10 protein-coding genes are annotated in these 14401 nt (G+C 69.9%); 5 read left to right on the top strand and 5 right to left on the bottom strand.

Annotated features, from left to right (window positions below):
- Positions 1–18 precede the first annotated feature (18 nt).
- Positions 19–180 carry a hypothetical protein gene (locus tag GA0070214_RS31765; protein WP_167364229.1) on the top strand — a complete coding sequence of 54 codons (162 nt, stop codon included), beginning with the start codon at positions 19–21 and terminating at the stop codon, positions 178–180.
- Between the two features lie 15 nt (positions 181–195).
- Positions 196–6384 carry a S8 family serine peptidase gene (locus GA0070214_RS10460; RefSeq protein WP_091261777.1) on the top strand — a complete coding sequence of 2063 codons (6189 nt, stop codon included), beginning with the start codon at positions 196–198 and terminating at the stop codon, positions 6382–6384.
- Between the two features lie 624 nt (positions 6385–7008).
- Here the strand turns inward: GA0070214_RS10460 and GA0070214_RS10455 are convergent.
- Positions 7009–7362, bottom strand: a complete 354-nt coding sequence (locus GA0070214_RS10455) for a hypothetical protein (protein ID WP_091261776.1) — start codon at positions 7360–7362, stop codon at positions 7009–7011.
- A 65-nt stretch (positions 7363–7427) separates the two neighbouring features.
- Positions 7428–8663 carry a phospholipase D-like domain-containing protein gene (locus GA0070214_RS10450; protein WP_208602706.1) on the bottom strand — a complete coding sequence of 412 codons (1236 nt, stop codon included), beginning with the start codon at positions 8661–8663 and terminating at the stop codon, positions 7428–7430.
- Positions 8664–8848: 185 nt separating this feature from the next.
- Between GA0070214_RS10450 and GA0070214_RS10445 the strand changes: the two genes are divergently transcribed.
- Positions 8849–9625, top strand: coding sequence for a glycosyl hydrolase (locus GA0070214_RS10445; protein ID WP_091261774.1), 777 nt, complete (start codon positions 8849–8851; stop codon positions 9623–9625).
- Here the strand turns inward: GA0070214_RS10445 and GA0070214_RS10440 are convergent.
- The gene (locus tag GA0070214_RS10440) at positions 9589–10320 is read right to left on the bottom strand and encodes a class I SAM-dependent methyltransferase (protein ID WP_091261773.1); all 732 of its coding nucleotides are present in this window, start codon (positions 10318–10320) and stop codon (positions 9589–9591) included. The genes GA0070214_RS10445 and GA0070214_RS10440 overlap by 37 nt on opposite strands.
- Before the next feature lie 94 nt (positions 10321–10414).
- Complete coding sequence (locus GA0070214_RS10435; protein WP_167364228.1) at positions 10415–11506, bottom strand: CapA family protein; 1092 nt, start codon at positions 11504–11506, stop codon at positions 10415–10417.
- A 371-nt stretch (positions 11507–11877) separates the two neighbouring features.
- Here GA0070214_RS10435 and GA0070214_RS10430 point away from each other — a divergent pair, with 371 nt between their 5' ends.
- Positions 11878–12216 (top strand): hypothetical protein, encoded by a 339-nt coding sequence (locus GA0070214_RS10430; RefSeq protein ID WP_139141796.1) that lies wholly within the window; start codon positions 11878–11880, stop codon positions 12214–12216.
- 97 nt (positions 12217–12313) lie between these two features.
- Entirely contained in the window at positions 12314–12697 is a 384-nt protein-coding gene (locus GA0070214_RS10425) for a VOC family protein (protein WP_091261770.1), read from the top strand.
- Between the two features lie 237 nt (positions 12698–12934).
- Here GA0070214_RS10425 and GA0070214_RS10420 read toward each other — a convergent pair whose 3' ends face one another.
- The gene (locus tag GA0070214_RS10420) at positions 12935–14299 is read right to left on the bottom strand and encodes an MFS transporter (RefSeq protein WP_091261769.1); all 1365 of its coding nucleotides are present in this window, start codon (positions 14297–14299) and stop codon (positions 12935–12937) included.
- Positions 14300–14401 lie beyond the last annotated feature (102 nt).

The raw sequence follows: 14401 nt of genomic DNA, 5'->3' as shown, positions 1-14401 counted from the left end.
ATAGCCCTAGGCCGATGCATGGCTGAGCTACCTGTCGCGCGTGACGACTCCGCCGTCGAGCACCCGCTACCTCTCGAGCCGTCGCGCGAGCCGCGCGTCAGCGCCTCCGACGCCCGCGCCGCCCACGACGCCGACGGTGCTGACGACCACGAGAGCCACGACCCCTACCAACCCCTGTAGGCAGAAGGATCCCGCATGAGACTCAAAGCCCTCGCGGCTTCGCTGGCCACAGCGGTCGGCCTGAGCATGATCCAGCCAATACCGGCGTCCGCCGCTGAGCCCGATCCCGGCGCCGCCGCCAACAAGATCGCGTCGAACCTGAAGGATCGCTTCCGCACGCAGCCGGCTTCCGACTTCTGGATCACGTTCGACACCGAGGCCGATCTCGCCCCCGCCAAGAAGATCGCGAACTGGACCGACCGCGGCCAGTTCGTCTACGACGCGCTGACAGCGGCAGCGAAGAGCTCCGCGGCGTCCGTCGCCGCCGAGCTCGACGCGGCGGGCGTGAAGTACACGTCCTACCCGCTCGTCAACGCCGTGCTCGTCAAGGGCGGCACGCAGAAGCTCGCGCTCGACGTCGCCTCGGTCGGGCAGGTCGCCGAGATCCACGCGACGCCGCAGGTCGCGCTGATCGAGCCCGTCGACGAGAAGGTCCCCGCCGACCAGGCTGCCCGCCCCGCCGCCCCGAAGGCCGCCGCCGAGGCAGGCACCACCACGTGGGGTCTGGACGCGATCCACGCCCCCGAGGCGTGGGCCATGGGCGCCACCGGTGCGGGCATCACCGTGTCCAACCTCGACTCGGGCGTCCAGTTCGACCACCCCGCCCTGATGCACCAGTACCGCGGCGCGAAGCCGGACGGCACCGTCGACCACAACTACAACTGGATGGCCGCCCGGGGCACGTGCACGGGCGCGCCGTGCGACGACAACGGACACGGCACCCACACCATGGGCACCATGGTCGGCGGCGACGGCACCGACCACGTCGGCGTCGCCCCGGACGCGCAGTGGATCGCGACGAACGGCTGCTGCGACAGCAGCGGCGTCGAGTCGCTGCTCAAGTCCGGCTGGTGGCTGCTCGCCCCGACCGACGTCAACGGGAACAACCCTGACCCGTCCAAGCGCCCCCACGTCATCAACAACTCGTGGGGCCAGACCGTCGAGCACAACTTCGACGACTTCTTCCAGGCCATCGACGAGGCCTGGAGCGCCGCGGGCATCTTCAGCGTCTGGTCATCGGGCAACACCACGCCGTACGCGGCCTGCGACACCGTCTCCTCGCCGGGCTCCGCCGAGAGCGCCTACTCCGTCGGCGCGTACGACTCGGACGGCACGCTCGCGTCGTTCTCCCGCAAGGGTGAGGGTGAGGGTGGCCGGATCAAGCCCGAGATCTCCGCTCCGGGCGTCGCCGTCCGTTCGTCCTACCCGGGCAACAGCTACGGCGAGATGGCCGGTACGTCGATGGCGGCTCCCCACGTCGCCGGCGCCGTCGCCGACCTGTGGAGCTACGACCCGACCCTCATCGGGCAGGTCGAGCAGACCCGCCGCCTGCTCGCCGACTCGGCCGTCGACGTCGACGACACCGAGTGCGGCGGCACCGCCGACGTCAACAACAAGTACGGCGAAGGCCGGCTCGACCTCGTCCGCCTGCTCGAGCTCGCGCCCCGGCAGGGCGGCACCCTCACCGGTGTCGTCACCGCCGACGGCGCCCCGGTCCCCGCGGCCGAGGTGACGATCAGCGGACCGTTCAGCCGGTCGATCGGCACCGACAAGGACGGCAAGTTCAAGATCAACCTGCCGGTCGGTGAGTACCAGATCAGCACCAAGGTCTTCGGCTACCTGACCGCGACCGCCAACGTCACGATCTCCCTCGGCCAGGACACCTCCGTCACGCTGCCGCTCACGGCCGCCGCGAAGCACGACGTCAGCGGCAGGGTCGTCGACGACAAGAAGCGGCCCGTGCCGAACGCCGACGTCTCCGTCAAGGACACGCCGCTGAAGCCGGTACGCACGGACGCCAACGGCGCGTTCACCATCGCCGGAGTGCCGGAGGGCCAGTACGGGCTCGCCGTCACGCCCAACGCCTGCTTCTCGCCCACGACCGTCCCGCTGACCGTCGGCGCGCAGAACGAGTCGCGCGAGATCCCGGTCGGGCTCGTCGTCGACAAGGGCGGCTACAGCTGCGCCGTCTCCGACGGCGAGTACCTGCGCGGCACCGACCCGGTCGCGTTCACCAGCGGCGTGTGGGCGACGGTGAAGCTGCCGTTCCCGATCGCGCTCTACAACGGCAGCCACGACACCCTCGGTATCAGCCTGCGCGGCGTGATCACCCCGGACGAGGGCACCGGACCCGGCAGCGGCGGTGCGGGCGTCTTCCCGTTCTACGTCCAGACCCCCGTCGAGTTCGCCTCCGGCGGAGGCGTCTTCACGGCCGCCACCAAGGTCGACGGCGAGGACGCGTTCGTCGTCGAGTTCCGCAACGCCAAGATCTGGGCCTACCCGATCCGGTCGGAGTACACGGAGCCGGTCAACTTCTCGGCCACGCTCACCCGCTCGGGCAAGGTGATCTTCGGGTACGGCGACGGCATCGGCACCGACGACCCGGTGACCGGCGGCGCCAAGACCATCACCGGCATCCAGGGCTGGGCCGGCGTCGACGGCATCCGGTTCTCCGACAACGCCCCGGTGCTGCACGACGGGATGATCGTCACCTACGACCTTCCCGACTGGGGCTACCTCGACGCGACCGTCGTCGACAAGAACGACGGGCTGCCGGTGTCCGGGGCCAAGGTCTCCTTCAGCAACAAGAACGGGCTCGTCGAGACCGTCACGACCAACGGGACGGGCATCGTGCACCGTCAGCTCCCGGTCGGCGACTACACCATGACAGTCGACGCGCCGAACTACACGACCGCGGCGTACCCGTTCTCCCTCGACAAGCTCTACGCCAACGCCAAGATCGACGCACGGCTGACGACGGGTGTCGCCGGCCTGAAGGCCGACGGCCTCGACGCAGTGCTGGGCACCGACCAGAACGGTGTGGGCTCGCTGACGCTGACCAACACCGGTTCCGCCCCGCTCACGTACGACCTGGGCGAGGCCGCGCGCCACCCCGAGCTCGACGCCACCGGCGCCACCGCGCGCACCGGGACGGGTGCGCACAGCACGATCGACCTCACCGCCTGGAAGGCCGGTGCCAGCGGCATGAAGCCGTCGAACGCCGACGGCAAGGCGGCGACGGCGAGCAAGGCGGAAGCACAGGCGACCGCCAAGGTCGGCCCCACCTCCGGCGGCGACGTCATCACCCGGATCCCCATCCCGGGCACGATCGCGGAGAAGGAGCCCACCGGCATCGGGTACGACGGCGACGTCTGGGTCCACGACTACAACGCGCGGACCAACACCGCCTACACGGTGACGGGCAAGCCGACCGGGAAGGTCTTCGACGCGTCGTGGAACCCCGCCTACCGGGCGTTCGACATGGCGCTCGACACCAAGACCGGTGACATGTGCCAGATGGAAGACAGCCCGGCCAGCTACATCCACTGCTTCGACCGCCAGACCGGGAAGGAGACCCGGCAGATCAAGGGTGACTGGTCCACGCTGCAGCTGACCGGCCTCGCCTACAACCCGGCGGAGGACGTGTTCTACGTCGGCGGCCGGGCGAACGGCATGATCGGCACCGTCGCCGGGACGTCGCACGACAACGCCGGTGAGCTGCTGTCCTTCTGCGCCCCGCCGCTGCCCGAGGTGATGGGCCTGGCCTACAACCAGGCGTCCGACACCATCTGGTACACCGACCTCACCTCGAACAGGCCCACCCGCCTGCTGCAGGTCGACCCCGACGACTGCGCCCTGGTGAACGCGTGGTGGTTCCCGGGCCAGAAGGCGACCCAAGGCGGCGGCCTCGAAACCGACTCGACCGGCGCGCTGTGGGCGGCGGACCAGGTCGCCGATGACGTCGTGCTGGTCGACGTCGAGGACGACCTGCTCACCGACCTGCCGTGGCTGTCGCTGTCCTCGACCGGCGGCACCCTCGCCCCGGGTCAGTCGACGACCGTCAAGGTCTCGATCTCCTCCAACGACGCCAAGCCCGGGGTCCTCGGCGCGAACATCGTGGTGCGGTCCGACTCCGGACGCCAGTCCAAGACGTACGTCCCGGTGACGCTCACGACCACGAAGTACCAGGTCGGCGTCAACGCCGGCGGCCCGAAGTTCACCGACGGCTCCGGCTACACCTGGTCCGGGGACCAGGCCGCCGGCAAGGAGGCGTGGGGCTACGAGGGGAAGACGAAGGTCGCCACCACGAACGCCCCGATCGAAGGTACGACGGACGACGCCCTGTTCCAGTCGCAGCGCACGACGCCGGACAAGCAGTTGTTCTACCGCTTCCCCGACGCGCCCAAGGGCACCTACGCGATCGACCTCGCGTTCGCCGAGATCGAGAAGGTGGCCAAGGGCAAGCGGGTGTTCGACGTGCTCGTGGACGGAACGCTGACGGAGTACGCGTACGACGCGGCCGCGGCCGTGGGGCCGAACGCCGCCGACTGGCGCACCGCCGTCGTGAAGCACGAGGGCGGTCCGCTGATTGTGGAGCTGCGGGGCTCGAAGGGACTACAGGCCCCGACCATCGCCGCGCTGCGGGTGACGCTCGACCCGCGCGCGGACACGGCGGAGCCGGAGCCCCAGCCCGAGCAGCCGGAGCCGGGCCCCGTGCCGGTCTCCCCCGCCGGTCGCTCCTACTCGATGAAGGTGACCGACGGGCTCTTCCGCCAGGGCACGGAGGACTCCGGGTGGCACGGCGATGACGTCTGCGGCGTGCTGTGGTTCGACTCCAGCTTCCTGTTCCCGCTCTACGACACGGCCTGGGACGGCGTGTGCGTGACGACGAACGGCCAGCTGATCTTCGACCAGGCCAGCGCCGTGGGAGGCAACACGGAGCTGCCGTCGCCGTACGCGTTCGACGCGATCTATCCGCTCTGGGACGACCTGGTCGTCGACGACGAGGCGGGCATCTACTTCGGCACCACCGAGGTGGACGGCCTGGCCGCTGAGGTCATCGAGTGGCGCAACGCCACCTTCTACAACGACCAGACGGCTCGCGTGAGCTTCTCGGTCACCCTGATCGCCGACGGCCGCATCCAGATCGGGTACGGCGACGGCGTCGGCGGCGACAACCCCCTCACCCGGGGGTCGTCGGCCACGGTCGGTGTGGAGAGCCTGACGCACAACCCCGCGGGCCAGTACTCCTTCAACCAGCCGATCCTGAAGGCCGGCCTGGGGCTGGAGTACACCCTCCCGGCCGCGGGCACGATCGAGGGCACGGTCACCGACAAGAACGACGGCAAGCCGATCGAGGGCGCGATCGTCACGCTCAAGGGGCCGAACGGTGAGCGGGTCATCACGGCCGACGCGAAGGGCCGGTGGAAGGCCCAGGCGCTGGTCGGCGAGAACACCGTGCAGGTGTCGGCGCCGAACTACGTCACCGCCAGCCACCCCGTGACCATCGCCAAGAAGGATCAGGCCGAGGTGGTCGACACGGCGTTGACCACGGGCATCGCCACCGTCGCCGGAGGTGACCTCGACTGGCTCCTCGACAAGGGCCAGAAGGCGGCGGCCGACGTGACCGTGACCAACACCGGCTCCGCCCCGCTCGAGGTGCGGCTCAGCGAGCAGAAGCGCACCAGCGACGGCGGGCACGAGGCCGCCGACCTGCCGTGGCTGACCCTCACGGGCGCGGCCGCAACCGGCACGGTCACGCTGGCGGCCGGGGAGTCCACCACGGTCACGGCGACGGCCGACAACGCCGGCGTCGAGCCCGGCGTGCTCGTCGGGGACGTGCTCGTGGCGTCGAACGCCGCCAAGGGCGAGGCCCAGCTCAAGCCGGCCCGCCTGGCGACCTCGGCCTACTGGCAGGGCGTCGACGTGGGCGGATCCGGATACGTCGGCACCGACGGCTTCGTCTGGTCGCCCGACCAGCAGCTCGGCTCACGGCCGTGGGGCTACGTAGGCGGCAAGGCGCATGCCACCAAGGCCGACATCGCCGGCACGGAGGACGACGCGCTGTTCCGCACCCAGCGGACCGGCGAGACGTTCAGCTACGTGCTCAAGAACGCGCCCGCCGGGACGTACCGGATCGGCCTCGACTTCGCGGAGATCGAGAACGTCAAGGCCGGCAAGCGCACCTTCGATGTTCTGGCCGACGGCAAGATCGCGCTCTACGACCACGACGTGCAGGCGAAGGTGGGTGCGCTGTCCGCAGACCTGAACACGGTCACCGTCGAGCACGCCGGCGGCGATCTGAAAATCGAGCTTCGCCGCGAGAAGGGCGAGGGCGACCCGATCCTCAACGCCCTGAAGATCCAGGAGGACCCGCGCTTGTGAGATAGCCGAACCGGTCCGCCAGCAGTGGTCAGAGCCTCCTCGGAAAGCGCCGGGGAGGCTCTGACCGCGCCTACCGGGTTTGTCGTAGCGGGTGGCGAGGGCTCGGTTGCATTTGAGCCGGTTGATGTCGCACTCGACGGCGTGGCGTTGCTGGCAGGTGTTGGGTCCCGGCGACGATCCCTGCACTCATCCGACATGTCGGTCTGATGGCTGCTTCGGCCGCCGCATGCCTGCCTGGCGGTGATCCCGGTCACCTCCGCCGCCCGGCCATTGGCGGTCGCGCAGGGCGGGCGGCAGGGTCATGGGTCGGCGTCGTCGCGCCAGCCACATCCCAGCAGGTCAGGAGCGTTCGTTGCCCGCCCACCGACGTCCCCGCCCACCCCGTTCGGCCGCGCTGCCCGTCGTGACCGGAGCCCTCGCCGCCCTGCTGGTCGGCGGAGCGGGTCTCGGCTTCGCGCTGATCGGAGACGCCGAGGCTGACCCCGGCAGCGCCGCGCCGGCGCCGGCCGCCGGCGCGCCGGACCTCCGGCCGGCACCAGCCACCCCCACGCCGGATCCCCCGGCGACGCCCAGTCCCGCCGCCGTCTCCGGCCCGTCTCCCACCGACATCCCGCCGCCGACCGATCAGGTGGCCCGGACCGAGTCGGTGCGGCAGCCGACCGCCGCCCCGGCGACTACACGGCCGGCGACCGGCGCACCGAAGCCGACGGCCACAACCCCGGCCACCAGGCCACCGACCACGAAGCCGACGCTGCCGCCGACGCCCGGATCGACCCCCTCGTTGCCCCCGACCACTGCCCCGCCCAGCCCGTCCGGCACCCCCAGCCCGTCCGGCACTCCCACTCCGTCCCCGTCAACACCTGGCCCGACGCCGTCGAGCGGCACTCCGGCGCCGAGCAGCCCGGCGCCCAGCGGCTCCGCGTCCACCGATCCGTCGTCGCCACCGGCAAGCCCCACGGGCACGACGACGCCGGTCACCTCCTGACGGTCGCCACGACGCAGGCACCGGACATGGCGGGCAACGCGTTGCCGCGGCCCGGGGGTCAGGAGCGGCACGGGAAGCTGCTCTTCGCGCAGGTCACCCCGGTGTTGTACGCGTCGTTGAAGTGGGTGTAGTAGGCGTCGTAGAGCGGGTGCGCGGTGCCGCTCTCCGGGGCCATCTTGACGAAGATCTCGTCGTTCTCGTTCAACGCGTCCTGGGTCCAGTTCTGCGAGCCCGTGTAGACGCGGTACTGGTACGCGCTGCCGTATCGGCCGTAGGCAGCGAAGAACTTGTCGTGCACCTTGTCCTTGCGGCGAATCGACACCCCGGCGTCGAGCAGTTGGTTGTAGACCGACTGGCTCATGGCGATGCCGCCGTCGGCGTTCGTACCGATCACCATCCAGACCTTGCACCCGGCGGCGCGGAACCGGCCGACCAGGCTGACGATCTGCGGGCGTCCGGTGGTGACCGAGGCCATGCCCACGCGCAGCCGGCAGTCGGTGTCCGGGGTGAGGTCGTTGAGCCGGGTGGCGATGGTATCGGTCTGCCCTGCCCCTTCCGGTGAGGCGTAGGCGTCGGCCGCGGTCGCCTGGTAGTAGCCCCGGCCGGACGCGGAGTCGTAGTAGTCGTTGCCGCTGTAGTGCCGCCGGTTCCACAGGTCGGTGAAGTTCGCGTTCAGGCCTGCGGCGAGCGCCGCGTCGCCGTAGACGGTGACGGCGTTGTTGAACGCGTCGGGGCCGGTGGCGTAGGTGAGGTTGCTCGACCCGAACCAGACGACGTTGCCGCGGGCGACGCCGTTCGGGTCGGTGGTGCTGGAGAAGGTGACCAGCTTGGTGTGCATGTCCCCCGCGGCGCTGGTGCTGATGCAGCCGTGACCGCCGCTGCTGTTCAGGCAGAACTGATGGTTGGCCAGCTGCTTGATGCTGGTGATGGCCGGGTCTGTCGAGGTCGCGTTCTTGCCGTCGAGGACCACCAGCACCGTGACGCCGCGGGTCTGGGCCCGCACCAGCGCGTCGGCCACCGAGTCGACGCTGAGGGAGTGGATGGCCGCCCTGATCGTGGCCCCGGCCGGCGTGGCGTCGATCAGGCGTTGCAGCTCGGTGATGATGGTGTAGTCGCGTCCCGCGGTCGGGTTACTGAAGTGCGCCCACACCGGGTAGCCGGCCAGGGTGGCCGAGGCCGCTGACACATCCGCCGCGGCCGCCGGCACCCCGCTCGGGGACACCGCCAGCGCCGCCGCGAGCAGAGAACACACCAGCGTGCGACGTACCGCGGCACCCATCCGACTGACATTCATGGATAGGCATCGTTGGAGGAAATCTTCCATAAGTCAATGCCTGTTGGCATGATTCTCCGCAGGCGCCGTCGGCGTACTTCGAGATCGTGTCGCCCCGGAGGTGGACGATGGTCGGATTCAGCAGGCACGCGAGCCGCACCGCGCCCGCCCGGATGCTCGCGTCGCTGTGTGCAGCCGTCGTCGCTGTGGCGACCTTCGGATGGATCTCCCCCGCGGCGGAGGCGCGCGGCGCCTCCCATCGCCAGGACCTCCGGGCCTCCAGCGCATCGCTTTTCGCCGTCAACATCGACCCCAGCAACGAGGCGGCCTGGCAGCAGACGCCACCCACCCGGCTCGCGGACGAAGGATTCCGCGGCGTCCGTTTCGTTTCCCGGCAGTGGATCCAGCCGCGGATCGACGAGCTGAAGCAGGCCGGCCTCCGGGTCCTGGCCGTCGTCACCGACGAGTCGGGCGGCTACGTGCCGTGGAACGCCGACTACCTCCAGATCGGCAACGAGCCGGACCTACCCGGCACCTACCTGTCGCCGTCGGAGTACGCCGACCTGTGGGTGCTGTACCGCAACACGTACCCGCAGTTCGCCGGCCGGTTCGTGATGGCCGGTCTCGCCTCGGGCGGGCAGAACGCCGTCAACTACGCCGCCGCGGTGTTCGCCGCGATCGGGGGCCGCGCTCCGCTGCCCGACATCGTCGCCATTCACCCGTACGCGAAGACCAGCGCGCAGGCCGCGGGCGACTTCGACCTGATGTGGAACGCCGTCGGCCGCCCGGTGGTCGCCACCGAGTGGCACAACGAGGACGACACCTGGAACTTCCAGTGCATGCTCGCCGGCCGGTCCAGCGTCTGGAACTCGGTCTTCTCCTACACCGACGCGATGGTCCCCGGCTTCGGGCTCCGCGACGGGGCCGGCAACCCCACGCCCTTCTACTACTCCCTGCTGTCCGCTCCCGAGTCCTGCCGATAGCGGTAGTAGGAGCTGACCGCCGGCTGGCCGGTGTAGTTGGGCCCGGCGCGGTCGTCGGCGCCGAGGTACGTGTACGGCAGTGACACCTCGCCGGGGCCGTTTCGCGCGATCCGGCGACGGCGGGTGTCGACGGTGAAGCCTGCCTCGCGGAGGGCGGTCGCCAGTTTCCGGCCGGCGGGCCGGCCGTCGGCGAGGCGGATGCTGTCCAGGTCGAGGTCGGCGATGAACCGTCCGCCGTCGGTGAGCCAGCTGGCGACGCGGGTCAGCACTGCCAGTTTGTCGCCGACGTAGTGCAGGCCGTGGACGCAGGTGATGAGGTCGAATCGGCGCGGCGGCGACCAGGAGGTGACGGAGGCGCAGGTCAGGTGCAGCGCCGTGCCGTGGACGGGCGTGGGGTCGAAGAAGTCGACGAGGTCGACGCCGATGATGGTGACGAGACGGTCGAGTCCGTCGCGGGCGAGGGTGTTCGCGGCCTGCACGAGGCCGCGGCCTGTTCCGCAGCACAGGTCCAGCCAGCCGATCGTCGTGCGCGGCGGGGACTGCCGGGCCCGGGCGATGACCCACTCGAGAGGGTTGAACCCCAGTTCCCGCGCGTAGCTGTTCACACCGGCGAGCTGGCGTTCCCGGTTCATCGCCGAGTTGGCCACCACGGCGGACGACTCCAACGCCTCGTCATCGAGCAGGCGATCCGGCATGGTGAACAGCCTGCCAGAGCGCCACTCAGTGCGGCAGCCAAGCCACCGCTCCCCCGGTCACCGATGGGTGGTCGGCCAAGCGGCGACCGCCGCGCTACCCGGGGCGCTTGGCCGCCAAGCTGGTACAGCGTTGAGCGGTGGCGAGCTTGTCGAGGATGCGTTGCCTGCCGGCCCCGGTGGCCGGGACCGGCTGGCCGCTGGCCGAGACCGTCGCCGGGACGAACCGGCTGTCCATCACCGTCCGGCCGCGCACGACCAGGTTCAGCACCCCGGAGTCCGTGCTGTGCGAATTGGCGTACCAGAGGAAGTTGCCCAGGCCGTAGTGCACGTAGGTCCGGCCGAGCCAGCCGCCGGCCAGCAGCGTGTGCGCGTGCGTACCGACCACGATGTCGGCGCCGGCCTCGGACAGCCTTCGGGCGAACGTCTTCATCTCGCCGCTCGGGCACGGATTGCCCTCGATGCCCCAGTGCATGAAGACGATGACCAGGTCCGCCCGCTCCCGTGCCGAACGCACCGCGGCGGCAGCCCGGGCGGGATCGAACGCCATCGCCACCCCTGATCGGGTGTCCGTCGCCCGCCACGACCCGGCCAGGTCGTGCACCTGTGACATGCCGAGCACCGCGATCCGCATCCCTCGTACCGTGGTGAGCCAGGGCGCATACGCCGCGTCGGCGTCGCGGCCCGCGCCGAACACCGGGAACCGGGCTTCCGCCGCGGCGTCGAGGGTGTCGGAGAGCCCCTGCCGGCCGTAGTCGAGGATGTGGTTGTTGGCGATCGACACCGCGTCCACCCCGGCCGCGCGCAGCGCCGCGAAGGCGGTCTTCGGAGCGCGGAAGTGGTACGTCTTCGGCTGCGGGGTGCCCCGGTCGGTCACCGCCGTCTCCAGGTTGACCAGGGTCACGTCGGCGTCGCGCAGCGTCGACGCGATCGGCCCGAAGGCCGTCTCCGGATCGTCGAGCAGGCGCAGGGTACGGCCGGTGAAGTGGACATCACCGGCGAAGGCCAGCCGCACCTCGACCGGCGCGTTCGGCGCCGGCGTCGCGGTGCGGGACGGTGTCGGAGTGGACGTTACCCCGCGCCAGACCGGCGCCGGGTCCGTCGATCCGGCTGCGCATCCCGCCAGCCCGACGCCGACCGCGACCACCGTCAGCGCCGCCAGCGAGGAACGCGCCGTCCTGCGCTTCACGCGGCCGAGGGTACGCGCTCGGAGCGATGCCCGGTGCCCCGGCGACCACCACCACAGCACTCGACCATGACGCACTGGCATTCGAGCCCGGGATTCGTATCAGAGGGCGCCGCCGGCGCGGCGCGACGAGAAGGAAGACGAGGAGACGGCAGCTGGACGTCATCGTGGTCATCAGCGGTTGACTGCGACTGACGTGCTGGTGGCGAGAGGCAACCGACTGGCGATGTCGTTGGGATTCGGTTCGTGTGCCGGGGTCGACTCATAAGCTCCCGTCAACCTTCGTTGCGAGCTGGCGCACACCTCACCACGCCCCATGTGCTCACCTGCCCATGAGCGGTCTCTGCGTCGATCCCGCTGCGACACTCTCCGGCATGGAGCGGTTTGATGTGAGGGCGGACGCGCAACTCGATGACGACAACGTGATGCTCACACTGAGCGGAGCCTCATGGCTCCTGAATGTGAAGGCGAGTCCGGACGAATGGGCTAGGAACCTCTCTCGCGTTGCCGGTGCCGACCACGCGCAGCGCCTGAACGTAAGCCTCGGGACGTCGGCGGGACGCCGCGTGTGGTGGAGCATGAGCGATGGCCAACTCACCTTGAGCGTGGGTCAGGACGTCGAGAGCTACGACTTCGTCGTGGTTCTACCCGCTGCCCTTCTGTCGGAGATTCGGGCAGAATTGGACGCCCTCGACGCCGACGACTGGGTATAGCCCAGCGGCGTAACGCCCTCCGGTTCCGCTGACCGTGCGCTGGTCAGCGTCCGTCCGTGCCGATGACAGCGTGTCGTAGCTCGCGTACGTTGGCACCATGGCGACTTTTTGGACCTTGGGATGCGACGCCGACAATCCCCAGCGGATCGCTGCCTTCTGGGCGCTGGCCCTCGGCTATGTCAAGGAATCCGGTTTCGACGAGCCCGACAACGCGTCCATCGTCGACCCGGATGGCCGGGGCCCTGCCATTGGTTTCCTGAAGGTGCCCGAGGGCAAGTCCGCCAAGAACCGTATGCATATCGATATCCGGGTGGCCGGTCCAGGCCCGTGGGACATGGCCGAGCGCGCTCGACTGATTCGGCAGAAAGTGCCCGAGTTGGTTGCCGCCGGCGCGACGGTGGTCCGCGAGGAGTCGTACGGCGACGTCCTTGGGCACGTCATCATGCATGACCCCGAGGGCAACGAGTTCTGCGTCGCTTGATGCCGTGATCAGTGCCCTGTTCCGGCATCCGGATATGCCTCCGACCGTGCCCTAACGTGCCGCTGCTCCGGGAGCTCACGCCGCCCTGAGCCAGCGGACATGAGTGTCCTCGTAGCGCAGCGGGTCTACGGCGGCCGGGTCGTCGAGGAGGGTCGGCAGCAGGGTGCCATGCGGGAGTCGGTGCGTGCGCGCGCCGCCCGTGACTCAGGGAACCGGTCAAGTCAGCCACGGCGTGGCCTAGCGGATCGGGCCGCCGGTGGACTCGGGCAGCGGCTCGTCGGTGTTGATGAGCGAGGGCGGCCCGGCAGCGATGCCCTCCTCGGGCTCACGGCTGGAGGCCCGGGCGTCGGCTAAGACTTCGGCAGGGACGTGCTGCTCGAGGAATCGCCGCGCCAGTCGGGTCGACGGGTGCACGCCGATGGTGGCCATCACTATGATGCCGGCGATCACCAGCCAGCCGACCGCACCCCAGTTCATCGCGAGGAAGGTGTACACCGCCGGCGCCCATACCCGGCCCAGGGTGCTGCTCAACTCGGCGGCACCCTGGTAGGCGCCGCGCTGACGCGGGTCCATCAGCTCGGCCTCGAACGACCAGCTGGCGGCGGAGAGGTAGAGCTCAGCCCCGGTCACGGTGACGTGACCCAGCCAGACCAGCGAGATCGTGACCCAGCCGACGGTGTCGTGGGTCGCCAGCGTGATCAAACAGGAGAGCACGAAGAAGGTGGACGACACCCGAACCGCCTTCAGCGCGGTCGGCACGTTCTCGACTCCACGGGCCGCCGCCATCGGCAGGAAGATACACATCACCGTGTTGGTTCCGAACAGAAAGGCCAGCAGCACCCGGGGGGCGTCGGTCTCCTCCACCAGCCACAGCGGAATCACGATGTTGAGCAGCACCTGGTTGGTCCAGAAGACCCCGCCGAAGAAGTTCGTGAGGAGCCAGCCAGGATTGCGCAGCGGTCCAGGCCCGGGGATCTTCACCTTGCGGTCCTCCGGGGTGCGGTCGTCGTGCGAGGCCCGCGGCAACCGGCTGATTGCGGCAGCGTTGACCAGGAAGACCACAGCGGTGAACCAGGGCAGCGTGTGGAGGACGTCGTTGGAGTGGAACGCCAGCGCGAAGCCACCGATCAGGGAGCCGAGAGTGAAGCCGACGTTGAGCGCGGAGTACATGTAGGCGCGAGACTTCACCCGCTCGTCCGGCGGCAACACGTCGATCGTGTACGCGCCGTGCGCCGCGTTTCCGAGGGCACCGATGACCTCCATGCCGACGGCCATGGCGACATAGCCCTTGAAGTCGGTGATGAGCGGCCACACCGCGAACATCGCCGCCTGCCCCGTCGCGCTTGCGGCCCACATCTTCTTCGGCCCGAAGCGGTCGACCAGCTTGCCCATCGGCACTGCGGCCAGGAAGGCAGCGATGCCGGCGCAGGTCAGGCCGAGACCAACCTGGGCGGCGGACAGCCCGACGATCTTGGTGAAGAACACCGCCGATCCGGTCATGAAGGTGCCCTCACCGAGGGCGAAGAGGAGTGACTGGGCAGCGAGCTGGCCGGCGAGAGGCGACGGGGGGCGCGCTCGGCGGAGGAGGACGGCGGCGAACATCACCGGGGATTCTGCGGAACCTCACGACAATTGTCGTGCGATTTTCCGGCACGGCGGCGGTCGCGCTACAGTCCGCGCGGCTATGACCGCCCGCTCAGAACA

It is taken from the genome of Micromonospora chaiyaphumensis, assembly GCF_900091435.1.
Taxonomy (GTDB): domain Bacteria; phylum Actinomycetota; class Actinomycetes; order Mycobacteriales; family Micromonosporaceae; genus Micromonospora; species Micromonospora chaiyaphumensis.
Note: the sequence above shows the minus strand (reverse complement) of the source record. Positions and strands in the feature narration are given on the sequence as shown.

What these genes read in the sequence shown, in the direction of transcription:
- GA0070214_RS31765 (WP_167364229.1), top strand. Translation starts at nt 19, where the DNA reads ATGGCTGAGCTACCTGTCGCGCGTGACGACTCCGCCGTCGAGCACCCG.
- GA0070214_RS10460 (WP_091261777.1), top strand. Translation starts at nt 196, where the DNA reads ATGAGACTCAAAGCCCTCGCGGCTTCGCTGGCCACAGCGGTCGGCCTG.
- GA0070214_RS10450 (WP_208602706.1), bottom strand. Translation starts at nt 8,663, where the DNA reads ATGAATGTCAGTCGGATGGGTGCCGCGGTACGTCGCACGCTGGTGTGT.
- GA0070214_RS10440 (WP_091261773.1), bottom strand. Translation starts at nt 10,320, where the DNA reads ATGCCGGATCGCCTGCTCGATGACGAGGCGTTGGAGTCGTCCGCCGTG.
- GA0070214_RS10430 (WP_139141796.1), top strand. Translation starts at nt 11,878, where the DNA reads ATGGAGCGGTTTGATGTGAGGGCGGACGCGCAACTCGATGACGACAAC.
- GA0070214_RS10425 (WP_091261770.1), top strand. Translation starts at nt 12,314, where the DNA reads ATGGCGACTTTTTGGACCTTGGGATGCGACGCCGACAATCCCCAGCGG.
- GA0070214_RS10420 (WP_091261769.1), bottom strand. Translation starts at nt 14,299, where the DNA reads ATGTTCGCCGCCGTCCTCCTCCGCCGAGCGCGCCCCCCGTCGCCTCTC.